The organism is Streptomyces sp. NPDC031497, from assembly GCF_055580905.1.
The window spans coordinates 34,719-56,779 of the sequence record NZ_JBVIKO010000032.1 but is presented as its reverse complement, the minus strand read 5'-3'; the positions used below and the strand labels follow the sequence as shown (position 1 = coordinate 56,779).

At 71.1% G+C, this 22,061-nt stretch carries 23 protein-coding genes; 9 read left to right on the top strand and 14 right to left on the bottom strand.

Annotated elements, in window-relative coordinates:
• Positions 1–2: 2 nt before the first annotated feature.
• From ACZ5K7_RS41775 to argC, 4 genes are read right to left on the bottom strand one after another with little or no spacing between them, the layout of a single operon-like run.
• Positions 3–1,157, bottom strand: a complete 1,155-nt coding sequence (locus tag ACZ5K7_RS41775) for an acetylornithine transaminase (protein WP_450972294.1) — start codon at positions 1,155–1,157, stop codon at positions 3–5.
• Between the two features lie 38 nt (positions 1,158–1,195).
• Positions 1,196–2,104: an acetylglutamate kinase gene (gene argB / locus ACZ5K7_RS41770; protein ID WP_351700516.1), complete on the bottom strand. Its 909-nt coding sequence runs from the start codon at positions 2,102–2,104 to the stop codon at positions 1,196–1,198.
• Positions 2,101–3,252: a bifunctional glutamate N-acetyltransferase/amino-acid acetyltransferase ArgJ gene (gene argJ, locus ACZ5K7_RS41765; protein WP_351700513.1), complete on the bottom strand. Its 1,152-nt coding sequence runs from the start codon at positions 3,250–3,252 to the stop codon at positions 2,101–2,103. The genes argB and argJ overlap by 4 nt, the downstream gene beginning before the upstream one ends.
• A complete protein-coding gene (argC, locus tag ACZ5K7_RS41760) occupies positions 3,249–4,277 on the bottom strand; it encodes an N-acetyl-gamma-glutamyl-phosphate reductase (RefSeq protein WP_351700510.1) in 1,029 nt (342 codons plus the stop codon). The genes argJ and argC overlap by 4 nt, the downstream gene beginning before the upstream one ends.
• A gap of 37 nt (positions 4,278–4,314) precedes the next feature.
• On the opposite strand from argC, the gene ACZ5K7_RS41755 reads away from it, so the two are divergent.
• Positions 4,315–4,638, top strand: coding sequence for a hypothetical protein (locus ACZ5K7_RS41755; protein WP_468922530.1), 324 nt, complete (start codon positions 4,315–4,317; stop codon positions 4,636–4,638).
• A gap of 79 nt (positions 4,639–4,717) precedes the next feature.
• Here ACZ5K7_RS41755 and ACZ5K7_RS41750 read toward each other — a convergent pair whose 3' ends face one another.
• From ACZ5K7_RS41750 to ACZ5K7_RS41735, 4 genes are all read right to left on the bottom strand, one after another.
• The gene (locus ACZ5K7_RS41750; protein ID WP_351700503.1) at positions 4,718–5,137 is read right to left on the bottom strand and encodes a GtrA family protein; all 420 of its coding nucleotides are present in this window, start codon (positions 5,135–5,137) and stop codon (positions 4,718–4,720) included.
• Positions 5,137–6,111, bottom strand: coding sequence for a glycosyltransferase family 2 protein (locus tag ACZ5K7_RS41745; protein ID WP_351700500.1), 975 nt, complete (start codon positions 6,109–6,111; stop codon positions 5,137–5,139). Before ACZ5K7_RS41745 ends, ACZ5K7_RS41750 begins: the two co-directional genes overlap by 1 nt.
• Positions 6,112–6,134: 23 nt before the next feature.
• Positions 6,135–8,756 carry a YfhO family protein gene (locus tag ACZ5K7_RS41740; protein WP_468922526.1) on the bottom strand — a complete coding sequence of 874 codons (2,622 nt, stop codon included), beginning with the start codon at positions 8,754–8,756 and terminating at the stop codon, positions 6,135–6,137.
• 194 nt (positions 8,757–8,950) lie between these two features.
• Positions 8,951–9,874, bottom strand: a complete 924-nt coding sequence (locus ACZ5K7_RS41735) for a DMT family transporter (protein ID WP_468922523.1) — start codon at positions 9,872–9,874, stop codon at positions 8,951–8,953.
• Between the two features lie 81 nt (positions 9,875–9,955).
• On the opposite strand from ACZ5K7_RS41735, the gene ACZ5K7_RS41730 reads away from it, so the two are divergent.
• Together ACZ5K7_RS41730 and ACZ5K7_RS41725 are read left to right on the top strand one after the other, a co-directional pair.
• Positions 9,956–10,858 carry a LysR family transcriptional regulator gene (locus tag ACZ5K7_RS41730; RefSeq protein ID WP_468922521.1) on the top strand — a complete coding sequence of 301 codons (903 nt, stop codon included), beginning with the start codon at positions 9,956–9,958 and terminating at the stop codon, positions 10,856–10,858.
• Between the two features lie 51 nt (positions 10,859–10,909).
• Complete coding sequence (locus ACZ5K7_RS41725; protein WP_468922518.1) at positions 10,910–11,362, top strand: carboxymuconolactone decarboxylase family protein; 453 nt, start codon at positions 10,910–10,912, stop codon at positions 11,360–11,362.
• Here the strand turns inward: ACZ5K7_RS41725 and ACZ5K7_RS41720 are convergent.
• Positions 11,349–13,835 carry an alpha-L-arabinofuranosidase C-terminal domain-containing protein gene (locus ACZ5K7_RS41720; RefSeq protein WP_468922516.1) on the bottom strand — a complete coding sequence of 829 codons (2,487 nt, stop codon included), beginning with the start codon at positions 13,833–13,835 and terminating at the stop codon, positions 11,349–11,351. The two genes, ACZ5K7_RS41725 and ACZ5K7_RS41720, sit on opposite strands and share 14 nt — an antisense overlap.
• Before the next feature lie 197 nt (positions 13,836–14,032).
• Between ACZ5K7_RS41720 and ACZ5K7_RS41715 the strand changes: the two genes are divergently transcribed.
• The gene (locus ACZ5K7_RS41715; RefSeq protein WP_468922513.1) at positions 14,033–14,269 is read left to right on the top strand and encodes a hypothetical protein; all 237 of its coding nucleotides are present in this window, start codon (positions 14,033–14,035) and stop codon (positions 14,267–14,269) included.
• 38 nt (positions 14,270–14,307) lie between these two features.
• Positions 14,308–14,751 (top strand): DUF6314 family protein, encoded by a 444-nt coding sequence (locus ACZ5K7_RS41710; RefSeq protein WP_468922607.1) that lies wholly within the window; start codon positions 14,308–14,310, stop codon positions 14,749–14,751.
• A 195-nt stretch (positions 14,752–14,946) separates the two neighbouring features.
• Here the strand turns inward: ACZ5K7_RS41710 and ACZ5K7_RS41705 are convergent, their stop codons facing one another.
• From ACZ5K7_RS41705 to ACZ5K7_RS41695, 3 genes are all read right to left on the bottom strand, one after another.
• Complete coding sequence (locus tag ACZ5K7_RS41705; RefSeq protein WP_351700479.1) at positions 14,947–15,540, bottom strand: histidine phosphatase family protein; 594 nt, start codon at positions 15,538–15,540, stop codon at positions 14,947–14,949.
• 116 nt (positions 15,541–15,656) lie between these two features.
• Entirely contained in the window at positions 15,657–16,103 is a 447-nt protein-coding gene (locus tag ACZ5K7_RS41700) for a GNAT family N-acetyltransferase (protein WP_468922510.1), read from the bottom strand.
• Between the two features lie 72 nt (positions 16,104–16,175).
• Positions 16,176–17,621 (bottom strand): aminotransferase-like domain-containing protein, encoded by a 1,446-nt coding sequence (locus ACZ5K7_RS41695; protein WP_468922507.1) that lies wholly within the window; start codon positions 17,619–17,621, stop codon positions 16,176–16,178.
• Between ACZ5K7_RS41695 and ACZ5K7_RS41690 the strand changes: the two genes are divergently transcribed.
• Both ACZ5K7_RS41690 and ACZ5K7_RS41685 read left to right on the top strand, forming a co-directional pair.
• Complete coding sequence (locus ACZ5K7_RS41690; RefSeq protein ID WP_468922504.1) at positions 17,620–18,546, top strand: DMT family transporter; 927 nt, start codon at positions 17,620–17,622, stop codon at positions 18,544–18,546. The two genes, ACZ5K7_RS41695 and ACZ5K7_RS41690, sit on opposite strands and share 2 nt — an antisense overlap.
• Before the next feature lie 13 nt (positions 18,547–18,559).
• On the top strand, positions 18,560–18,760 hold the full coding sequence (locus ACZ5K7_RS41685; protein WP_351700467.1) for a DUF1918 domain-containing protein: 201 nt from the start codon (positions 18,560–18,562) through the stop codon (positions 18,758–18,760).
• A 34-nt stretch (positions 18,761–18,794) separates the two neighbouring features.
• Here ACZ5K7_RS41685 and ACZ5K7_RS41680 read toward each other — a convergent pair whose 3' ends face one another.
• Positions 18,795–20,021 carry a glycoside hydrolase family 10-like protein gene (locus ACZ5K7_RS41680; RefSeq protein WP_468922501.1) on the bottom strand — a complete coding sequence of 409 codons (1,227 nt, stop codon included), beginning with the start codon at positions 20,019–20,021 and terminating at the stop codon, positions 18,795–18,797.
• Positions 20,022–20,192: 171 nt separating this feature from the next.
• Here ACZ5K7_RS41680 and ACZ5K7_RS41675 point away from each other — a divergent pair, with 171 nt between their 5' ends.
• Both ACZ5K7_RS41675 and ACZ5K7_RS41670 read left to right on the top strand, forming a co-directional pair.
• Positions 20,193–21,053, top strand: coding sequence for a 3-hydroxybutyryl-CoA dehydrogenase (locus ACZ5K7_RS41675; RefSeq protein ID WP_468922498.1), 861 nt, complete (start codon positions 20,193–20,195; stop codon positions 21,051–21,053).
• 208 nt (positions 21,054–21,261) lie between these two features.
• Positions 21,262–21,519 carry a hypothetical protein gene (locus ACZ5K7_RS41670; protein WP_351700458.1) on the top strand — a complete coding sequence of 86 codons (258 nt, stop codon included), beginning with the start codon at positions 21,262–21,264 and terminating at the stop codon, positions 21,517–21,519.
• Here the strand turns inward: ACZ5K7_RS41670 and ACZ5K7_RS41665 are convergent.
• Positions 21,516–22,052, bottom strand: a complete 537-nt coding sequence (locus ACZ5K7_RS41665) for an NUDIX hydrolase (RefSeq protein ID WP_351700455.1) — start codon at positions 22,050–22,052, stop codon at positions 21,516–21,518. The two genes, ACZ5K7_RS41670 and ACZ5K7_RS41665, sit on opposite strands and share 4 nt — an antisense overlap.
• Positions 22,053–22,061 lie beyond the last annotated feature (9 nt).

Genomic DNA, 22,061 nt, shown 5'->3' with positions numbered 1-22,061 from the left:
TCTCATTCTCCGGATCGTCCGTCCCCGCTCGCTGCGTCGAGGATGCCGGGCAGGGCCCGCAGCAGCGCGTCCGCCTCGTCGTCTCGGAGGTTCAGCGGGGGCATCAGCCGAACGACGTCCGGGGCGGGCGCGTTCACCAGGAACCCGGCCTCCTGAGCCGCCTGCTGCACCTGTGCTGCCAGCGGCTCGGTGAGCACGATACCCAGGAGGAGACCCGCGCCCCGGACATAATCGATCAACCGGTGGCCGAGACCCTCGATTCCGTCCCGCAACTTCTCGCTCTGCCGCTTGACGTTCTCCAGCAACCCCTCGTTCTCGATGGTGTCGAGGACGGCGAGGCCGGCGGCGCAGGCGACCGGGTTGCCGCCGAAGGTCGTGCCGTGGTGGCCCGGCTGGAGGAGTTCGGCGGCCCGGCCGAAGGCCACGGTCGCGCCGAGCGGCAGTCCGCCGCCCAGCTGCTTGGCGAGGGTGACGACATCGGGCAGCACGCCCTCGTGGGCCTGGTACTCGAACCAGGTGCCGGTGCGGCCGATCCCGGTCTGCACCTCGTCGAGGACGAGCAGCGCGCCGGTGGCCGCGGTGATCGCACGGGCCGCCTTGAGATAGCCGGCCGGGGGTACGACCACGCCGTTCTCGCCCTGCACGGGCTCGATGACGACCAGGGCGGTGTCCTCGGTGACGGCGGCGGCCAGCGCCTGCGCGTCGCCGTAGGGCACGTGGGTGACGTCGGCGGGCAGCGGGCGGAACGGGTCCTGCTTGGCGGGCTGTCCGGTGAGCGCGAGGGCGCCCATCGTCCGGCCGTGGAAGCCGCCGTCGGTGGCGACCATGTGGGTCCGCCCGGTCAGGCGGCCGATCTTGAAGGCGGCCTCGTTGGCCTCGGCGCCGGAGTTGCAGAAGAAGACCCTGCCGTCGCGGCCGAAGAGCTGGAGCAGCCGTTCGGCGAGGGTGACGGTGGGCTCGGCCATGAAGAAGTTGGAGATGTGGCCGAGGGAGGCGATCTGCCTGCTCACGGCCTCGACGATCGCGGGGTGGGCGTGGCCGAGCGCGTTGGTGGCGATGCCGCCGACGAAGTCGTGGTACTCGCCGCCCTCGGTGTCCCAGACCTTGACGCCCTCGCCGCGGACGAGCGGCAGGCGCGGGGTGCCGTAGTTGTTCATGAGCGCGCCCTGCCACCGGGTGGTCAGCTCCTGGTTGCTCACGACTGCTTCCCCTCCTGCTCGTCGGGCACGACCATCGTGCCGATGCCTTCGTCCGTGAAGATCTCCAGCAGGATCGAGTGCTGGACCCGGCCGTCGATGACGCGGGCGGTGGTGACGCCGTTGCGTACGGCGTGCAGACAGCCCTCCATCTTCGGCACCATGCCGGAGCTCAGTTCCGGCAGCAGCTTCTCCAGTTGGGAAGCGGTGAGGCGGCTGATCACCTCGTCGGAGTTCGGCCAATCCTCGTAAAGGCCCTCGACGTCGGTGAGGACCATGAGGGTCTCGGCGCCCAGCGCAGCAGCGAGTGCCGCAGCCGCCGTATCAGCATTGACGTTGTAGACATGTCCGTCGTCCTCGGAGCGGGCGATGGAGGAGACGACCGGGATCCGGCCGTCGGCGAGCAGAGCCTCGATCGCGCCCGTGTCGATCGCGGTGATCTCGCCGACCCGGCCGATGTCGACGAGTTCGCCGTCGATCTGGGGCCGGTGCTTGGTGGCGGTGATGGTGTGGGCGTCCTCGCCGGTCAGCCCGACGGCCAGCGGGCCGTGCTGGTTGAGCAGTCCGACCAGTTCGCGCTGGACCTGCCCGGCGAGCACCATCCGTACGACGTCCATGGCGTCCTCGGTGGTGACCCGGAGTCCGGCCTTGAACTCGCTGACGATGCCGTGCCGGTCGAGGGCGGCGCTGATCTGCGGGCCGCCGCCGTGCACGACGACCGGCTTGAGGCCGGCGTGGTGCAGGAAGACGACGTCCTGGGCGAAGGCTGCCTTCAGCTCCTCGTCGATCATGGCGTTGCCGCCGAACTTGATGACGACGGTCCTGCCGTGGTGCCGGGTCAGCCAGGGCAGTGCCTCGATGAGGATCTGGGCCTTGGGCAGCGCGGTGTGCTTTCGCGTGGTGCTCATGACGAGTAAGCGCTGTTCTCGTGGACGTAGTCGGCGGTCAGGTCGTTGGTCCAGATGGTGGCGGTCTCGGAGCCGGCCGCGAGGTCGGCGACGATGTGCACCTCGCGGTAACGCATGTCGACCTTCTCGCGGTCCTCGCCCACCCCGCCGTTCTTGCAGACCCAGACGCCGTTGATCGCGACGTTCAGCCGGTCGGGCTCGAAGGCGGCCTTGGTGGTGCCGATGGCGGAGAGCACGCGGCCCCAGTTGGGGTCCTCGCCGTGGATGGCGCACTTGAGGAGGTTGTTGCGGGCGATGGAGCGGCCCACCTCGACGGCGTCGTCCTCGGAAGCGGCGTTGACCACCTCCACCTTGATGTCCTTGCTGGCGCCCTCGGCGTCCCGGATCAGCTGCTGGCCGAGGTCGTCGCAGACGGCCCGTACGGCCTCGGCGAACTCCGCGTACTCCGGGGTGACCTCGGCGGCACCGGAGGCGAGCAGCAGCACGGTGTCGTTGGTGGACATGCAGCCGTCGGAGTCGACGCGGTCGAAGGTCGTGCGGGTGGCGGCCCGGAGCGCCTTGTCCAGGACCTCGCTCTCGACGACGGCGTCCGTGGTGAGCACGACCAGCATGGTGGCGAGGCCGGGCGCGAGCATGCCGGCGCCCTTCGCCATCCCGCCGACGGTCCAGCCGTCCTTCGCCACGACGGACGTCTTGTGCACGGTGTCGGTGGTCTTGATGGCGATGGCGGCCTTCTCGCCGCCGTGCTCGCTCAGGGCGGCGGCCGCGGTCTCGACCCCCGGCAGCAGCTTGTCCATGGGCAGCAGCACGCCGATCAGACCGGTCGAGCAGACCGCGACCTCGATCGCGCCCCGCCCCAGCACCTCGGCGGCCTTCTCCGCCGTCGCGTGGGTGTCCTGGAAGCCCTTGGGACCCGTACAGGCGTTGGCGCCGCCGGAGTTGAGGACGACGGCCGAGACCTGACCGCTCCTGAGGACCTGCTCGGACCACAGGACCGGCGCGGCCTTCACACGGTTGGAGGTGAAGACGCCCGCGGCGGCACGGCGGGGCCCGTTGTTGACCACGAGGGCCAGGTCCGGGTTGCCGCTCTCCTTGATCCCGGCGGCGATGCCCGCGGCCGTGAATCCCTTCGCTGCCGTCACGCTCACGGCGCAACTCCGATCGTGTTCAGCCCCGTGGTCTCGTCGAACCCCAGGGCGAGGTTCATGCTCTGGACGGCACCGCCGGCGGTGCCCTTGGTCAGGTTGTCGATGGCGCTGATCGCGATGATGCGGCCCACGGCGTCGTCGTACGCGACCTGCACCTGAACGGCGTTGGAACCGTAGACGGACGCCGTCGCGGGCCACCGGCCCTCGGGGAGGAGGTGGACGAACGGCTCGTCGGCGTAGGCCTTCTCGTAGGCGGCCCGCACGGACTCGGCCGTCACCCCGGCCACGGCCTTGGCACTGCACGTGGCGAGGATGCCGCGGGGCATCGGCGCGAGGGTCGGCGTGAAGGAGACGGCGATCCGCTCCCCCGCCACCGCGCTGAGGTTCTGGATCATCTCGGGGGTGTGCCGGTGACCGCCGCCGACGCCGTACGGCGTCATGGAGCCCATGACCTCGCTGCCCAGCAGATGCGGCTTGGGCGCCTTGCCGGCGCCGGAGGTCCCGGAGGCCGCGACGATCAGCGCCTCGGGCCCGGCGATCCCGGCCGTGTAGGCCGGGTACAGGGCGAGGGAGACGGCGGTGGGGTAGCAACCGGGTACCGCGATGCGCTTGGACCCCTCCAGCGCGGCGCGGGCACCCGGCAGTTCGGGGAGGCCGTAGGGCCAGGTGCCGGCGTGCGGGGAGCCGTAGAAGCGCTCCCAGTCGGCCGGGTCCTTCAGGCGGAAGTCGGCGCCCATGTCGACGACGAGGACGTCCGGGCCGAGCTGCTCGGCGACGGCGGCGGACTGGCCGTGCGGCAGGGCGAGGAAGACGACGTCGTGCCCGGCGAGGGCCTCGGCGGTCGTCTCCGCCAGCACGCGGTCGGCCAGCGGCAGCAGATGCGGCTGGAGCGCGCCCAGGCGCTGCCCGGCGTTGGAGTTGCCGGTCAGGGCACCGATCTCGACCTCGGGGTGCCCGAGGAGCAGCCGCAGAACCTCTCCGCCCGCATACCCGCTCGCTCCGGCAACCGCCGCACGTACCGCCATGTCCATCCTCCTCTGGATGGCATGACTATACGGTTCCATGCACTTTTATGCAACGGACTGCTCCGCCGCCGCACCCCCCGAGCGCACCGGCGGCATGGCGATGATGCCCACGAGGGGGCAAGGGAGAACGTCCTCCCCGCGCCCTCCCGGCGTCCTCATGCGGGCGGCGACCGCCCTGTGGTCGATCACGGGCGAGACGGAGCCGAGCCTGTCCGTCCTGGAGAAGTACGTCCTGGCCGTCGCCGACGGCGACGACTCCTTCGGCAGCTTCCTCACCGCGCCGCGCGCCGTCGCCCGGATCGGCACGGTCTCACCGGCCGGGCGGTCCGCCCTGCTTGCGGTGCGGGAGCGCGACCGGTGACTGTCGCCGTACCGGGACTACCGCGCGTTCCTGGACGACGAGGAGATCCGGTCCGTGACCGACGAGGCGCCCGCTCTCCCTACGCCGCCTCCACCTTCGGCAGCATGACCCAGCGCGACACCACGAAAGTCACCGGAATCGCCGCCGCCGACGCCATCAGCGGAGCGAACCGGCTGCCGGCGTGCAGGACGTCGACGATCACGTACACACCCACCGTGGTGATCACGAAATTCGTCGCGTTGGTCAGCGGGAACAGCAGGAATTTACGCCAGGTGGGCCGTATTCGGTAAGTGAACTTCGCGTTGAGAAAGAACGAACCGATCATGCTCAGCAGAAACGCGAGAATATGCGCGGCGAGGTACGGCAAATACATCAGGAACAGCAGGTAGAGGCCGTAGTACGTCGCCGTGTTGATGACCCCGATCAGCGCGAAGGTGATGATCTGCCCCGATATCGGGCGAGTGGGTCCGGTGGCGGTCGACAGGGTGGCGTTCGGCATCAGGGAATGAGGTCCTTCGTCGTGCCGCGGGTGCGGCTGTCCGCTCGATCCACGTTCGTCGCCTTCACCAGGAAGTGCGGGCGCCCCTTGACCTCGTAGTAGATCCGGCCGGTGTACTCGCCGATGACCCCGAGCATGATCATCTGTACGCCGGCCAGGGCGGTGACGGCTGTAATGATGGTGACATAGCCCGGCGTCTGGACGCCGTTGATCATCGCTCCGCCCACGATCCACGCCGTGTACACGCCGGCCAGGGCCAGCAGGGTCATGCCGAGGTAGAGCGCGGCGCGCAGCGGGCGGTTGTTGAAGGAGAGCAGCCCGTCGAGGCCGTAGTTGAGCAGGCTGCGGAACGACCAGGAGCTGGAGCCGTGTTCGCGTACCGCGTTCTCGTACTCGAAGGTGGTGCTGGGGAAGCCGACCCAGGCGAACAGACCCTTGGAGAACCGGTTGTACTCGGTGAGGTCCACGATCGCGTCCACCACCCGGCGCGACATCAGCCGGAAGTCGCCCACGCCGTCGACGAGTTCGACGTCGACGAGCCGGTTGATGAGCCGGTAGTAGAGGCGGGCGGTGAGGGTGCGGGTGAAGCGGTCGCCCTGCCGGGTGCGCTTGGCGATGACCTGGTCGTAGCCCTCGCCGCGCAGTTCGACCATGCGCTTGATGAGCGACGGCGGGTGCTGGAGGTCGGCGTCCATGACGATCACGGCGTCGCCGGTGGCGTGCTTCAGGCCGGCGAGCAGGGCGGCCTCCTTGCCGAAGTTGCGGCTGAAGGAGACGTACCGGACCCGCGCGTCGCCGTCGGCGATCTGGCTGAGCAGCGGCAGCGTCTTGTCACGGCTGCCGTCGTCGACGTACACGAACTCCATGTCGTGACCGAGCGGCAGAAGCTCGTTGGCGATCTTCTGGACCTGCTCGTGGAAGCGCTCGATGACGTCTTCCTCGTTGTAACAAGGCGCGACGATCGATATCAGCATGGGATTCTCCCCCTGGGGACGGGTCAGTGAGCGGCGGTCGTGCGCTCGCCGGAGCGGACGGCGGTTCTGCGGCGCAGGGCCGAGAAGGCGCCGAGCAGGATCAGGGTCAGCAGCGACGCACCGCCGACGGCCGTGCCCAGGCGCAGGCCGGGCGGGTGGAACGTGCAGGTCAGACTGGTGGCGGAGGCGCCCAGCGGGACGGCTATCAGGCCGTGGAACTCGCTCGCCGCGACCTCGTCGCCCCCGGCGGAGCAGCGCCAGCCGGCGATCCGCGGGGCGGCCACGACGGCCGTTCCCGTGCTGCCGGCGGGGAGCCGGGCGTGCAGGGTGCCGTCGGAGACGGTCACCTCGGTCGCCCCCGTGGCCTTCAACTGCTGTACGGCGGCGCGCAGTCCGGCGGTGTCGAGACAGCCGACCGAGCCCTGCGCCGGGATGCGGCTGAGCCGGTCGGGCTTCAGATCGATCCGTACCTGCCCCGAGGCGGGTACCGTGCCGAGCGGCTGCATCGCGGCGATCTTCGTGCCCTCGGCGTCGGACCGGTAGAGCTGCCGCTCGCCGCCGGTGGCCAGTTGCGCCGTACCGGCGTAGTGCGGCGCCCACAGGAACGCCTCGCTGCCGGCCTGGCATCGCGCGGTGAGCGTCTGCGCTCCGTCGACCAGCAGCCCGCGCGCCGCGTCGCCCTTGCCCTCACCGCTGAGGGTGGTACGGGGCAGGGTGTAGACGCGGGTGCCCAGCAGCAGTTCCTGGTTGCGGTACGGCGAGGCGCCGAAGGCGGCCGGGGTGGTGTGCGGGGCGGTGGGCCGTACGGTCACCAGCGGCGGGACGTCCTCGCGGGTGACGGTCGACGGGCCGCCGCCCTGGGGCAGCCACTTCTGGTGCGGGTCCGGCGGGTTGTGCACCCGGGCGCCCACCGAGAAGACCGCGTCGGTGACGGGGTTGTCGAGGCTCTGCAGGCTGCGCCCGCGAGAGGTCCAGCCGTCGCCCAGGGCGGTCATGGTGCGGCTGAGGACGTCGGCGGTGAGGCTGCTGTAGTACTGGGAGCCCTGGCCGCCGACCATCATCGGGTCGTTGGCGACGGTCTGGTCGCGGCCGGGCTCGGTGCGGTACTTCGGCCAGGCGTCGGCCTGGGCGACGGCGTCCGACTCCCGCTGCTGGCGGTCGCCCCAGGGCGCGTAGTCGTCCATCTGGGTGAGGCGCATGTGGGTGGCCACGGCGGAGGTGGCGGCGGCCTCGCCGAACTGGGCGCCGATCAGCAGCACGGCGGCGAGTCCGACGAGGACGGGCCGGCCGTTCCTGAGGGTCAGAAGGGCGAGTCCGCCGAGGGCGCCCGCGGCGGCGAGCAGCACCACCGGCCAGGTGTGGTGGGAGTGCTGCTGGGTGAGGGTGCTGCGGCTGGCGACGGCGGCGACCAGGACCAGGAGCACGGCGGCCGCGCCCAGGGCACGCCGGTCCGGCAGACCGTAGGCAAGGGCATGCCAAGCCGCGATGACCAGCAGGGCGCAGAGCACGAAGGCCTGGCGGTAGGAGCTGCCGTTCGGGGCGGCGAAGGCGTGCCAGGCCAGGCTGGTCGGCGCCCACTGCAGCGACAGCGCCACCGCGAGCACCAGCACCGTCCAGCCCGCCCGCACCCGGGCCGGGACCTTGCGGTGGAAGGGCAGGGCCAGGGCGAGCACCAGCGCGGTGATGCCCACGTAGAGGGCCGGGGAGCTGTAGCTGTAGGTGGTCGGCAGCAGCCGGGCGAACAGGTCGTCGGCCCCGACCGGGGCGAAGTGGCCCTCGCGGCCCGGGTAGGCGTGCTTGGTGCCGGAGTAGACGACGATCACCAGCGGCGCGGCGAGGCCGACCCCGAGTCCGACGACGACCGCGGCCCGGCCGACCACCTCCAGGGCCCGTCGCCACGGCAGCTCGGCGAGGACCAGCCGGAGCAGCAGCACCAGGGCGGCACCGAGGGTGGCCATGTAGGCGGTGTAGAAGTTGGCGGTCCAGGCGAGCGCCACGATCAGCACGCTGAGCAGCGGGCGTCGGCCGGCCGTGGCCCACTCCCCGACCAGGCAGAGCAGCGGCAGCGCGATCAGGCCGTCGAGCCACATCGGGTTGAACGAGGCGAGCGCGAGGCTCCAGCCGCACAGGGCGTAGGAGGCGCCCAGGATCCCGGCCGCCCACCAGCGGCCGCGGCGCAGGCTGAGCAGCAGCCAGGCCATGGCGGCACCGGCGACCGCCGTCTTCAGCACGGTGATCACGTACACCGCGAGATCGATCTCGTCGCGCGGGAACACCCCGACCAGCAGGGCGAACGGGCTGCTGAGATAGGTGCCGATGTCCGGCAGGAAGCTGGATCCGTAGCCGGACTGCCAGTTGAAGACGATCCCGCCGTCGGCCCTGCCGTGCAGCAGGTCCCACAGGTGCGCGTGGAAGGGCACGTACTGGTTGCCCAGGTCGTTGACGCTGCGGGTGCGGGAGCCGAAGGGGTAGCTGCGCGCCACGACGTCGGCCGCGCAGAAGGCGACGGCGGTGAGGAGCGCCGCGAGCAGGGCGGCCGCCCGGCGCGGATCGGCGTCGAGCCGTCGCGCGGGTTCGGTCTCCCGCTCTTCGCCCCCCGCCGATTTCACCCCCTGTTCGCGCCCGGTCAGGGTCGTGCGATTCATTCTGTGCGGCCCCCAGAGAAATACGGGGGTGTACTCCCCGCTGGTCGGTGTTTCGCCGACTTAGACGGGTAGGTGTTCCTGATGGTTGTGCCTCAGCCATGAAGTAATAAGTCGAATTCCGAATCCGCGTGCGATCCAGGAAAGAATTCGCGACTTCAAAGGAAACTGAGGATTTCAGAGAGGTGTTTTTCTGGTTAACGCGCCTGTGAGAGGCCCTTCTCGGCGGGGCGCGGGGCCGTATCGCACGCCGCCTCCGGGGAGGCCGCCCGATGGGCGCGTTCGACGGATTGGCCCCAGTACGTCCCCGAGACGATCAGTGCGGCCCCCAGCACGCCGAGGGCGGTGAGGCGTTCGCCGCCGAGGCCGACGCCGACCAGGAGGGCCCACACCGGTTCGGTGCCCAGCAGCAGACTGGCCCGGGTCGCGGAGGTGCGCTGCACCGCCCAGGTCTGGGCGAGGAACGCGAGCAGGCCGCAGCACAGGGCGAGGTAGACCAGCTCGGCCCAGGTGACGGCGCCGGTCCGGGCGAGCGCCGGCAGTCCGGGCGCCGCGGGCACGAGGAAGAGGACCGCGCCGACGGCGGTCTGCACGGCCGTCAGCGGGAACGGGCGCACGGCCCGGCCCGCGGTCACCCGCCCGACCAGCACCACATGACCGGCCCGGACCACCGCGGCCCCGAGCATCAGCAGGTCACCGGCGCCGGGGGCGCGCAGCCCGTTGCCGGACACCAGCAGGGCGACGCCGACGACGCACACCCCGACGGCGAGGAAGAACCTCCCCGGCAGCCGCCCGCGGTCCAGGACCGGGGTGAGGACGAGGGTCAGGCTGATGATCAGACCCGCGTTCCCGGCGCTGGTATGGGCGACACCGTAGGTCTCCAGGACGAGGACGGCGGCCTGGGTGAGGCCGAGGAGCGCGCCGTAGCGCTTCTCGTCCCGGGTGAGGGACCCGAAGCCGCGCAGGGCGACGAGGCAGACGAGGGCGCCGATGGCGTAGCGCAGGAAGAGGACGATCAGCACGGGGAGGGCGTCCGTGGCCGTCTTCGCCGTCAGGTAACTGGAGCCCCAGACGACGGCGAGAGCCAGGAGCACCCCATCGGTACGACGGGTGTGCGGCATGCCGTCCACGATCCCTGGCCAGGACTTTGAAGTAAACGACGACTTGCTCAACCAACCCTGTAGCGAAGCTACACTGACGGCATGGACGAACGGCAGCTGCGCGTCCTGCGGGAACTGGGCGAACTGGGCAGCGTCACGGCGGCCGCGGAGGCGCTGCGGGTGACGCCCTCGGCGATCTCGCAGCAGCTGCGCCTGCTCCAGCGGTCCGTCCCGGTACCGCTCACCGAGCGCGTCGGGCGCCGGCTGGTGCTCACGGCGGCCGGCCGGGCCCTGGCCGACGCGGCGATCGGGGTGGAGACGGCCCTGGCCCGGGCCCGCCACACCGTCGAGGAGTACGTCGACGAGCCCGAGGGCACGGTGTCGGTGGCCGCCTTCCACAGCGGGGCCGCCGCGTTCTATCCGCTGCTGCTGCGGCAGGTGCGCGGCCCGGGCTCCCCGAGGATCACCCTGCACGACGAGGACGTGGCCCAGGCCGACTTCCCGCCCCTGACCCGCGCCTACGACCTGGTCCTCGCCCACCGTCTCGACCACGCCCCGCCCTGGCCGCGGACCGCCACGGCCACCCCGCTGCTGCGCGAGCCCCTGGACATCGCCCTGCCGGTCGGCCACCCGCTGGCCGCGCGGACCGCCCTGACCGCGCGGGACGTGTCCGGCGAGCCCTGGATCACCGTGCACGACGGCTTTCCGCTGCTCGCGACCGTCGAGGCCATCGCCGCCGCGGCCGGGCACCGGCTCGACATCGTCCACCGCGTCAACGAGACCACGGTGGTCGCCGAGCTGGTCGCCGCGGGCGGCGGGATCGCCCTGATGCCCCGCTGGACGTCCCGCCCGCACCCGGGCGTCACCCTCAGACCCCTCGACGGCATCGAGGCCCACCGCCACATCGACGCCCTCCACCGCCCCGAACGCACGGCCCGCCGCGCGGTGCGGACCGTGCTCGGCGCACTGCGGGCCGCGGCGGAGACCATCCGCGCCAGGGGCTGATCACGAAGCGGGCTTGACCTGGAGCACGCTCCAACTCCTAGCGTTCTCCCCATGGACGCACGAGCTGACACGAGCGAGAGCACCACCCGTGACGAGCGTTTCGCCCGCGGTATGGAGGTCATGAGCCAGGTCGACGGCGGGCTCCGGGAGCGGGTCTTGGAGTCGCTGGCCGACATCAGCCCCGAGCTCGGCCACCAGGTCGTCGCCTGGGGCTTCGGGGAGATCTACTCCCGGCCCGAACTGGTGCCCCGTGACCGGCAGTTGGTGACCCTGGGCATGCTCACCGCGCTGGGCGGCTGCGAGCCCCAGCTGGAGGTGCACATCAACTTCTCCCTGAACGCGGGACTCACGCCCCAGGAGATCGTCGAGGCGCTGCTGCACTCCGCCGGGTACTGCGGTTTCCCCAAGGCGCTCAACGCCACCATGGTCGCCAAGAAGGTCTTCGCCGAGCGTGGGCTGCTGCCGGTCGGGCGGCAGCCCACGCAGGGGACTACTTCTGCCTGATCCGCAGGAAGGTGACCGAGTTCGCCGGGAAGGTGTACGTGAACCTGCCGGCGACTCCGGTGAAGGTGGAGCTGACCGGGGCGACCGCGGTGGACGTCTCGGTGTTCACCGCGTCCGGCGCGGCCGCGAGCGTGGTCACCTTCGCCTTCCTCGACACCTCGGCGCCCCCGAGATCGATGGCCGTACGGGCCGCCGAGGACTGCGCGTTGACGACCTTGACGATCAGGTCGCCGGTCTTCTTGTCCCGGGTGACGACCTGCCGGAACGGCTCGGCCGGCCTGTCGTCGGTGAAGCTGCCCCACTCCTGCCCGTCGAGAAGGAGGGTGACCTGCCGTCCCCGCACCTTGATGTCGACGTCATAGGACCGGCCGGTCTGCACCGACCCCGGCTTGGCGATCAGCGTCGACTTGCCGCCGTCCACGGCCTGCTCGACCGCGGTCTGGGTGTTGTTCCAGCCGCCGATGTTCCACCAGTAGTAGGTGCCGGTGTCCTTGACGCCGAAGGCGACGAGGAAGCCCTCCTTCCCGGACTTCTTGGTGGCCTTCACGTGCAGGTCGTAGTCGTGCCAGGAGGGGTCGCCGGCGGAGACCATGGTGTTCTCCGCGGTGTCCGAGGTCTCGACGTACTGCCCGTCCTGGACGCTCCAGCTGCCGGTACCGGTGTGGGTCCACCGGGAGGTGTCACCGGAGAAGTCGTCGCTGAGCAGGGTGTTCCCGTCGGCGCCGGTCACCTTGACGTCGTCGTAGGCGGCGCTGGTGTTCCAGGTCGACAGGCCGACGGCGCCGCTGATCGGGGCGAGCAGGGACGGGGTGCCGGTGGCCGTGGAGGGGACGACCCGGTCGCCGACGTTGTTCATGAAGAGCTTCTGGACCTCGTAGTTCGCCGAGCCCCAGGAGGCGTGGTTGTTGAACCACACCATGTCCGGGCGCCACTGGACGTAGTCCTCGTTGGCGAACAGCGGCGCGTAGGAGGCGAGCTTGACGACGTCCGCGTTGCGTTCGAGGCCGGTCATGTAGGCGGCTTCGGCGAGGCCGTTCTTGAAGGTGTTGCCGCCGGAGGCGTACTCGCCGAGGAAGACCTTGGGCCCGCTCCGGTCGTAGGAGTCGTAGCGGTCGTTGTTCTGCAGGAACCACTGCGGGCTGTTGTAGTAGTGCTCGTCGACCATGTCGACCTCGGCGTCCCTGTTGAGCTGCCAGGCCGTGTCGAAGGTGGTGCCGGAGTCGTCCGGGCCGGCGTTGGAGATGACCTGCATGTACGGGTACGCGGCCTGGACGGCGGCCCGGAACCGCGTGAAGCGGGCGAAGAACTCGGTGGGGAGGTTCTCCTCGTTGCCGACCTCGATGTGGGTGAGGTGGAAGGGCTCGGGGTGGCCCATCTCGGCGCGCTTGCGGCCCCACTCGCTGGTCACCGGCCCGTTGGCGAACTCGATGAGGTCGAGGGTGTCCTGGATGTGCCGCTCGAGCAGCGCCTCGTCGTCGACGGCCTTGTTCTGGCCGCAGCCGGTGACCAGAGCGGGGACGACGGGCAGCGGCATGGCGCCGATGTCCTCGGCGAAGCGGAAGTACTCGTAGTAGCCGAGGCCGTACGACTGGTTGTAGCCCCAGAAGTTGGCGTTGGTGGCCCGGGTCTCGACCGGGCCGATGGTGTCCTTCCACTGGTACGACCGCTTGCGCTGGTAGCCGGAGGCCGCGCTGTAGTCCTGCATCGAGCCGGTGTTGACCAGGCAGCCGCCGGGAAAGCGGACGAAGCCCGGGTGCAGGGCGGCGATCTTCTCGGCGAGGTCCTTGCGCAGGCCGTTGGGCTCGTGCCGGTAGGTGTCGCGCGGGAAGAGGGAGACCATGTCGAGCGCGGCCGCGTCCGGGGCGGCCACCGTGAGGCGGCCCGTGGAGCTGGTGCGGGTGGCGGTGAAGGTCGCCTTGTACCGGGCCCAGCCGTTCTTCCTGACGGCCACCCGGCGGGCGGTGGCGAGCGTGCCACCGGAGTCGGCGAGGCTGACGGTGAGGGTCGTACGGCCCTCGGCGCGGGCCCAGACCGAGAAGTCGTACTTCTTGCCGTCCTCGACCCGGATCCCGGTGTTGTAGCCGGAGTTGGTGACGGCCGAACCGGCGGACAGGGCCAGGTAGTCGCGGTTGCGGTCGTCGAGGCGGCCGGAGTCGTCGACGACCCGGGCGGTGCCGGTGACCGTCCAGGCGGTGAGCGGGGTGTACGACTTGTTGTCGTCGGTCGTGTACTCGAAGGACCGGTTCTGGACCAGTTCCGCGTAGAGGCCGCCGTCGGCGGCGCGGTTGATGTCCTCGAAGAAGACGCCGTACATCGTCTTGTCGATCTCGGCGCCCCGGGCCGCCGGGTCGACGGTGATCGCGTAGTCGGTGACGTCCTCGGCGTGGGCGGGGGCCGGGACCAGGCCTGCGGCGAGCAGGAAAGCGCTTGCCCCAAGGCCGAGTCTCAGCCGGGTGCGGGTGGTGCGTGACATGGATACTCCGCGGCTCGTGAAGGAGTTGGCCTGGCTCGACCAGGTGTCACCGGGTACGACCAGGTTCATTCAGGTTCGAAATATCGGACAGAGGTCAGCACTTCGAACGGAAAGATAGATACACGGCATGAGCGCGTCAATGGGGCGGACGTGGGCCGGCCCGGGGCCGGGTGACACCGCGGGCGTAAGGTCGGGGCATGCAGACGCTGCTGCCGTACCTGATCGTGGTCGCCGGACTGGCCGTCGTTCTCACGGCTTTCACCTGGCTCGCGCGGTACATCCAGCGGCGGGGCACGGCGGGTGGCGGGCTGGGCGGGGCGCTGGCCGCGTACGAGGAGGCGTTCCGGGCGACCGGCCACGCCTCGCACCACGAGATCCGGCAGCAGGCCGAGCGCAAGGCGCCGACCGGCTCCCCCCGCCCGAAGAAGCCATGACCGAAGACACGACCGAAGACACGACCGAAGGCACGACCGTGGACGATTTCTGGCCGGTGGCGGATGTGCTCGCGCATCTGCTCGGGCGGTGGCGTGTCGAGCGGAGCGTGCGGGATCTGGCGAGCGGGGACGAAGGGTGGTTCGAGGGGGCCACGGTGTTCCGGGCACTGGACGGGGGCGGGCTGCTGCACGAGGAGTCGGGGACGTTCACCTGGCAGGGGGTGGCACGGCCGGCCGAGCGGACGCTGCGGTTCCTGCCGGGGCCGCGGCCCGGGACGGCGGACGTGCGGTTCGCCGACGGGCGGCCCTTCCACGACCTGGACCTGACCTCGGGGCGGTATGTCGCCGACCACCCGTGCGCGGCCGACCTCTACCGGGGCGAGTTCACCGTCCGGGACGCCGACCACTGGCGCACGGTGTGGCGGGTCGGCGGCCCGGCGAAGGACCTCGTCCTGACCACCGACTACGTGCGCGAGGCCTGAGACCGGACGAGCGGACCGGACCTCCGCCCACCGTCACGCGGGCACGGCCGGCCACCGTCCCGCGGGCACGGCCGCCCACCGTCCGCGGGTACGGCCGCCCACGCGCGTGGGCGCGGCCGACGGCTCGGTACGGCGCGCGGCCGACGGCTCGTGCGGCGCGCGGCCGACGGCTCGTGCGGCGCTTCCGGCGGACGCTCAGGTGCGTGAGGCCTGGGCCGGCGACACGTCGAACCGCAGGTTCCAGCGGCCCCCGCGGCCCGTCACCGTGGTCGTCGACAGCGGGCGCACGTCGATGTTCCAGTAGGTCGACGGCGGTGCCTTGAGGGCGTAGACGAGCGCGGCGCGGATCACCGAGGGCTCGGCGACGGCGACGATCCGGCCGCCGTCGTCCACCGGGCGGGTGTCGAGCCAGCCGCCGACCCGGGAGATGAACGACAGCAGCGACTCGCCGCCGTGCGGGGTGGCGCGCGGGTCGGAGAGCCAGGCGTCCACCTGGTCCGGCTCCCTGGCCATCGCCTCCCCCAGCGTCAGCCCGCGCCAGCGGCCCATGTCGCAGTCGCGCAGGGCGAGCTGGACCAGCGGGGCGTACCCCAGACCCTCGCCGGTCGCGCGGCTGCGCGGAGTCGGCGAACAGTAGCGCAGCTCGGCCGCCGCGAGCGGTAGCAGGTCGGCGGCGACGCGCTGCACCTCGTCCCAGCCCGCCTGATCCAGGGGGCGGGCGTCCTCGAAGCGCTCCGCGAGCAGCGGTGAGCTGCGCGCGGCCGCGACGAACGTGACCCGAAGTGACATGCGGCGATGGTGTGACGCTCAAGTGCGCAGGTCAAGGGCTCTTGATACGTGAATTGCGCGAGGTGGGGGAAACGTTACCCAAAGGTCAGGAGGTGTCCGACAAGTCAGCCGGAATGTCACTTCGGCGCCTCGTAGTAGAGCGCCATCCACTGGTCCGGGTGTTCGAGCGGGGCAAATCCGAGCTTCTCGTAGACCCCGTGGGCGTCGTGCGTGGCGAGCAGCACCCGCCGGATTCCGTACGGCCGCAGATGCTCGCGGATCGCCCCGACCATCGCCGTGCCGACGCCCTTGCCGCGCACCGACGGGTCGACGTAGACGTCGGCGAGCCAGGCGAACAGCGCCTGGTCGGTCACCACGCGCGCGTACGCCACCTGCTCCCCGGTGACGGTGTCGTACACCCCGAAGTTGAGGGAGGCCGCCATCGCCCGCCGCTGCTGCTCCAGCGGGCGGCCGGTCGCCCAGTAGGCGTCGGTGGACAGCCAGCGGTGGACGCGTTCGACGTCCACCCGGTCGGTGTCGGCGGAGAACTCATAGCCCTCGGGGAGGCTGGGTGCGTCGCTCATGGGGGGGATCCTCACCGGTCGGCGGCGCCGGCGTCGATCGGATTTCAAAACGTGGATCTCGGGGTCGGGCTCTCAGGGTGCGGGGCGCAGCACCTCGTCGCAGGCCGTCCGCAGCCGTCGTACGCCCTCCAGGAGCTCCCCCGTCCCGGCGACCGCCGCGAAGCTCAGGCGGATGTGGGCGGCCGGGGGTTCGGCGCTGAAGTAGGGGCGGCCGGGGGTGACGGCCACGCCCGCGCGCAGGGCGGCGGCGGTCAGGGTCCCGTCGTCGACGCCGTCGGGGAGCCGGAGCCACAGGTGGTAGCCGCCGGAGGGGATGTGCGGGAGGGCGAGTTCGGGGAGGTGGTGGGCGAGGGCGCCGGTGAGGGTGTCCCGGCGGGCCTGCAACTCGGCAGACAGAGCGCGCAGATGACGGGGCCAGGCCGGGGAGCCGACGAGTTCGAGGGCGGCCTCCTGGAGGGGGCGGGGGACGAAGAAGGTGTCGACGATCTGGATGGCGCGCAGGCGTTCGAGGACCGGGCCGCGGGCGGCGAGCGCGGCCACCCGGAAGCTCGGCGAGGTGGCCTTGGTCAGCGAGCCGACGTGGACCACGACTCCGTCGGGGTCGTCGGCGGCGAGCGGGCGGGGCAGCGGGCCCGCGTCGGCGTGGACCAGCCGTCGTACGTAGTCGTCCTCGATCACGAACGCGCCGGCCTCGCGGGCGATGCGCACCACCTCGGCGCGACGGTCGGGGGCGAGGACGGCGCCGGTCGGGTTCTGGAAGAGGGGCTGGCAGACGAAGACCCGGGCGCCGGTGGCGCGGAACGCGTCGGCGAGGAGGGCGGGCCGCACCCCGTCGGGGTCGACCGGGACCGGGACCGGGCGCAGTCCCGCGGCCCGGGCGATGGCGAGCATGCCGGGGTAGGTGGGGGACTCGACGAGGACCGGGGCACCGGGCGGGGCCAGTGCGCGCAGAGCGATGGCGAGGGCGGACTGGCCGCCGTTCGCGATCAGTACCTCGGCGGCGGTGACCGCGCCGCCGATGTCCCGCGCGAACCATTCGCGCAGTTCCGGCAGCCCGTCGAGGGGCGGCCGTCCCCAGGCACCGGGCCGGCGGCCGGCCCGCGCCAGGGCCGCCGCCATCGCGCGCTCGGGTTCCAGGGAGGCATGGAGGTAGCCGCCGCTCAGTTCCAGCACACCGGGCGGCGGGGCGGCCAGGCAGACGGTGACCCCGGACGCGTCGACCGTGCGCGGGACCACGTCGAGGGCGCCGTCGGCGCTGAGCGCCACCTCCTGCCAGGAGGTGTCCCCGGTGGGCTCGGTCGTGGCACGCGGCCTGGCCCTGAAGGCGCCGGCGCCGGGCCGGGTGACGACCAGCCCCTCCGCGACCAGCTGGGCCAGCGCCCGTGAGACCGTCACCGGGCTCACCCGGAACCGCTCGACGAGCGCCCGGCTGGACGGGAGCTTTCCTCCTGGCGAGTAGCGGTCGAGCTCTCGCCGCAGCTGTTCTGCCAGTTCGACGACACTGCTACGCTCTTGCATGAGAGCACAGAGTAGCGCTACCAAGCCGAGTTCGATAGCGGTCGGCACTTCCCCGGCCGCCCCCGCCTCCCACCGGTCCGGCACCCTGCAGGCCGCACTCGGTGTCGTCGCCTTCTCCCTCACCTTCCCGGCCACCGCCTGGGGCCTGGAGGGCTTCGGGCCCTGGGCGCTGGTGGCGGTGCGCAGCGTCCTGGCGGCGGCCCTGGCGGGCGGCTGTCTGCTGTTCCTCCGGGTACGGCTGCCCGAGCGCCGGCACTGGGCCGGGCTGGCGGTCGTCGCGGCCGGCGTGGTGCTCGGCTTCCCCATGCTGACCACACTCGCCCTGGAGACCTCCACCACCGCGCACGCGGCCGTCGTGGTGGGCCTGCTCCCGCTGACCACCGCCCTCTTCTCGGCCCTGCGCATGGGCATCCGCCCCTCCCGCACCTTCTGGGCGGCGGCCCTCGCGGGCGCGGCGGCCGTGCTGGCGTTCACCGTCGCCCAGAGCGGCGGGGCGCTCACGACCGCCGACGGCTACCTCTTCGCGGCCCTCGTGGTGTGCGCGGCCGGCTACACGGAGGGCGGCCGGCTGGCCCGGATCATGCCGGGCTGGCAGGTCATCGGCTGGGCACTGGTGTGCTGTCTGCCGCTGACCGTGCCGGCCGCGGTGGTCGCGCTGTCGTACGAGCCGGTCGTCTGGAACGTGCACGGTGTGGCTGGTGTGCTGTGGGTGGCGGTGGGTTCGCAGTTCCTCGGTCTGGTGGTCTGGTACCGGGGCATGGCGGCCGTCGGCATCCCGAAGGCCAGCCAGTTGCAGTTGGCCCAGCCGCTGCTCACACTGGTGTGGTCGGTGCTGCTGCTGGGCGAGCACCTCACCGCGGCCGCTCCACTCACGGCCGCCGCCGTGCTCGTGTGCATCGCCGTCACCCAACGATCGCGATCGTGAGGAGGCCCTGGAGATGCGTGCATCCGAGGGCGACCAGCTTGTCCAGCACGGCAGGGTGGTCGGCCAGCACGACCAGGTCTCGGAAGTCGTCCAGGTACTGGGCCCCGAGGGCAATCCGCCCTACCGGGTCCGCTTCGAGGACGGCCACGAGGCCATCATGTCCCCCGGTCCCGACTGCCAGGTCAGGCACCAGGAGACCCATCCGCACCTGTAGGCCGCGGCGACGGGGGTCGCCGGCCGCGGGCCGGTCAGCTCGGCGGAAGCGCCGGCTGCCGGTAGTGGTCGGCGACCACCCGTGTCAGCGCGCCGATCGGATCGGCGGCCACGTCCTGGGCCGCGAAGTATACATGCCCTCCGACCTGCGGGTACTGGTCGGCCAGGGTCAGGTGCTTGGACAGCTCGGCCGGGTTCTGCCAGGCCGAGGGCTCGCCTTTGGCTCCGGCCCGGTACAGCGCCTCACCGATGTAAAGCCGGGTCCCGGACCCCTTGGCCACGCCCGCCCACCAGTCGACGACCTTGGTGTAGTCGGCGGCCGCGTTGCCGATCTGCCAGTACACCTGCGGGACGACGTAGTCGATCCAGTTCTTCTGCACCCACTTCCGGGTGTCCGCGTACAGGTCGTCGTACGTCTCCACGCCCGCCTTGGTGTCCGAGCCCCGGGTGTCGGTGGTGGCGTTGCGCCACACCGCGAACGGGCTGATCCCGAACCGGGTGCCGGGCCGGAGCTTCTTGATCCCGGCGGCGGTCTCGGTCACCAGCATGTCGATGTTGTCCCGGCGCCAGGCCGCCCGGGAGGAGAAGTCGCCGCCGTGGGTGTCGTAGGCGTCGTCGTCGTCGAAGGTCTGGCCGGCCACCGGGTACGGGTAGAAGTAGTCGTCGAAGTGGACGGCGTCCACGGGGTACTTGGCGACCGCGTCCAGGATCGCCTTCTCCACGAAGGCGCGCACGGCCGGGATGCCCGGGTTGTAGTAGAGCTTGCCGCCGTACGGCACCACCCAGTCCGGGTGCTTGCGGGCGGGGTGCGAGGCGACCAGCTTGCCCGGGTCGGTGTGGTTGGCGATCCGGTACGGGTTGAACCAGGCGTGCAGCTGCAGGCCCCGGGCGTGCGCCTCCTCGACGGCCGTGCCCAGCGGGTCCCAGCCGGGGTTCTTGCCCTGAGTGCCGGTGAGGTACTGGGACCAGGGCTCGTGGGGCGAGGGCCAGAATGCGTCGGCGGTGGGCCGCACCTGGAACATCACCGTGTTGAGCCGGTAGTCGACCGCCTTGTCGAAGAGAGCGGTCAGCTCCTTGCGCTGGGCGGAGGCCGACAGCCCGGTGCGCGAGGGCCAGTCACGGTTGGAGACGGTCGCCAGCCACATGCCCCGCATCTCGCCGGCCGCACGCCGGGGCCGGGCCGCGGCCGGCACCCCCGGTGCAGCCAGCGCCAGCGTCGACAGCGCCGCCACCGCAAACGCCCTGCGAGACACTTGTGCCATCGTGAGAACCTCTAACTCTCCGGATCCGTACGGTCACGGATCGCCTCCGCGCCACAGGATGCCCGCACCCGCACGATCGATCATCGATACTTACGGGTAACGTGCACGAACGGAGCAGGCACCGGATCCGGAGGTCCTGCCGGCCGCCCGTAGATCAGCGAAGGGGACGATGTGACCGACATCGAGAAGGTCGGAGTCGTGGGCTGCGGCCAGATGGGAGCGGGCATCGCCAAGGTGTGCGCCCGCTCCGGTCTGGACGTGAAGGTCGCCGAGACCACCGGCGAGGCCCTGGAGATCGGCCGTACCCGGCTGTTCAACTCCCTGGCCAAGGCCGCCGAGCGCGGCAAGATCAGCGAGGAGGAGCGGGACGCCACGCTGGCACGGCTGAGCTTCACCACGGACCTCGGCGAGTTCGCCGACCGTGACCTGGTGATCGAGGCCGTCGTCGAGAACGAGCAGGTGAAGACGGAGATCTTCCAGGTGCTCGACCAGGTGGTGACCCGCCCGGACGCGATCCTGGCCTCCAACACCTCCTCGATCCCGCTGGTGAAGCTGGCGGTCGCGACCTCCCGTCCCGACCACGTGATCGGCGTCCACTTCTTCAACCCGGCCCCGGTGCAGAAGCTGATCGAGCTGATCCCGGCGCTCACCACCTCCGAGGGCACCATCAGCCGGGCCCAGGTCTTCGCCGAGAAGGTGCTCGGCAAGCACGCGATCCGCGCCCAGGACCGCTCCGGCTTCGTGGTCAACGCGCTGCTGGTGCCGTATCTGCTCTCCTCCATCCGGATGTTCGAGTCCGGCATCGCGAGCCGCGAGGACATCGACAACGGCATGGAGATGGGCTGCGCCCACCCGATGGGCCCGCTGAAGCTGTCCGACCTGATCGGTCTGGACACCATCGTCTCCATCGCCAACAGCATGTACGCCGAGTACAAGGAGCCGCTGTACGCCGCTCCCCCGCTGCTCCAGCGCATGGTCGAGGCGGGCCGGCTGGGCCGGAAGACCGGGTCGGGCTTCTACACCTACGGCTGAGCACACCTGGCTGACTACAGGGAGCGATGCTCCACGGGCCCGGCACCGTCATCGGTGCCGGGCCCGTGTGCTTCACACACCGTGTGCGCTCCGGGCACGCATATGCCCTTCGCACACTCTCCCCACGCGCTCACCAGGCGAGTTCACTCTTCATGCGCATGCAAAGGGATGCGGAACGACATCTTCGACTACGCAAAGGAGTGGACTCGTGGCCACCGAACCAGAGCATCCCGTGGTCCAAGGAGAACTCGCAGAGTTACGTCGCCGCCTCGATGTGGCCTACGCCCGGGTCGAGGGCGGCCTGAACCTGCTCAGTCACCGCACCAAGGAGACGGCCAAGGAGCTGGACGACCTGAACACCCGGCTCGCCCTGCTGGAGAACGCCCGCTGGCCCCTGCCCTCGATCGCCGCGCTCACCGCGCTGGGCGCCCTCGTCGTCACCGTCTGGCAGGCGCTGGCCCACTAGTCGCCGGCAAGGCGCATGTGGTGCAGCAGGAGTAACGCGGCCGCCATGTTGGCGGCCGGGACCTCCCCGCGGGCGATCATGTCCGGGACGAGCTTGAGGGGGACCCACTCCCGGCGGTCCGACTCGAAGTCGTCCACGGGGTGTCCGAGGTACTCGCCCTCGTCGGACCAGTAGATGTGGTGCCGGGCGTCGGTGAGGCCGTTGGACGGCTCCACGGTCATGAGGTGGTGCAGGGTTCCCGGCCGCCAGCCGGTCTCCTCCTCCAGTTCCCTGGCGGCCGCGACGGCGATGTCCTCCCCGTCCTCGACCACCCCGGCCGGGAGTTCCCACCCCCAGCTGTCGGTGATGAAACGGTGGCGCCACAGGAGCAGGACCTCACCCGCCTCGTTGACCACCGTCGCCACGGCCACGGGCCGCAGCCGTATCAGGAAGTGGTCGAGATGCCGACCGTCCGGCAGCTCGACATCTGCGAGATTGACGCTGAACCAGCGGTTTTCATACACAGTTTGTTCGTTCAGTTTCGTCCACTGCACGGTTCTGCC

Coding starts and splice junctions, on each gene's coding strand:
- ACZ5K7_RS41775 (WP_450972294.1), bottom strand. CDS start 1,157: ATGAACAACTACGGCACCCCGCGCCTGCCGCTCGTCCGCGGCGAGGGC.
- argB (WP_351700516.1), bottom strand. CDS start 2,104: ATGAGCACCACGCGAAAGCACACCGCGCTGCCCAAGGCCCAGATCCTC.
- argC (WP_351700510.1), bottom strand. CDS start 4,277: ATGGCGGTACGTGCGGCGGTTGCCGGAGCGAGCGGGTATGCGGGCGGA.
- ACZ5K7_RS41755 (WP_468922530.1), top strand. CDS start 4,315: ATGCACTTTTATGCAACGGACTGCTCCGCCGCCGCACCCCCCGAGCGC.
- ACZ5K7_RS41750 (WP_351700503.1), bottom strand. CDS start 5,137: ATGCCGAACGCCACCCTGTCGACCGCCACCGGACCCACTCGCCCGATA.
- ACZ5K7_RS41745 (WP_351700500.1), bottom strand. CDS start 6,111: ATGCTGATATCGATCGTCGCGCCTTGTTACAACGAGGAAGACGTCATC.
- ACZ5K7_RS41740 (WP_468922526.1), bottom strand. CDS start 8,756: ATGAATCGCACGACCCTGACCGGGCGCGAACAGGGGGTGAAATCGGCG.
- ACZ5K7_RS41735 (WP_468922523.1), bottom strand. CDS start 9,874: ATGCCGCACACCCGTCGTACCGATGGGGTGCTCCTGGCTCTCGCCGTC.
- ACZ5K7_RS41730 (WP_468922521.1), top strand. CDS start 9,956: ATGGACGAACGGCAGCTGCGCGTCCTGCGGGAACTGGGCGAACTGGGC.
- ACZ5K7_RS41725 (WP_468922518.1), top strand. CDS start 10,910: ATGGACGCACGAGCTGACACGAGCGAGAGCACCACCCGTGACGAGCGT.
- ACZ5K7_RS41720 (WP_468922516.1), bottom strand. CDS start 13,835: ATGTCACGCACCACCCGCACCCGGCTGAGACTCGGCCTTGGGGCAAGC.
- ACZ5K7_RS41715 (WP_468922513.1), top strand. CDS start 14,033: ATGCAGACGCTGCTGCCGTACCTGATCGTGGTCGCCGGACTGGCCGTC.
- ACZ5K7_RS41705 (WP_351700479.1), bottom strand. CDS start 15,540: ATGTCACTTCGGGTCACGTTCGTCGCGGCCGCGCGCAGCTCACCGCTG.
- ACZ5K7_RS41700 (WP_468922510.1), bottom strand. CDS start 16,103: ATGAGCGACGCACCCAGCCTCCCCGAGGGCTATGAGTTCTCCGCCGAC.
- ACZ5K7_RS41690 (WP_468922504.1), top strand. CDS start 17,620: ATGAGAGCACAGAGTAGCGCTACCAAGCCGAGTTCGATAGCGGTCGGC.
- ACZ5K7_RS41695 (WP_468922507.1), bottom strand. CDS start 17,621: ATGCAAGAGCGTAGCAGTGTCGTCGAACTGGCAGAACAGCTGCGGCGA.
- ACZ5K7_RS41685 (WP_351700467.1), top strand. CDS start 18,560: ATGCGTGCATCCGAGGGCGACCAGCTTGTCCAGCACGGCAGGGTGGTC.
- ACZ5K7_RS41680 (WP_468922501.1), bottom strand. CDS start 20,021: ATGGCACAAGTGTCTCGCAGGGCGTTTGCGGTGGCGGCGCTGTCGACG.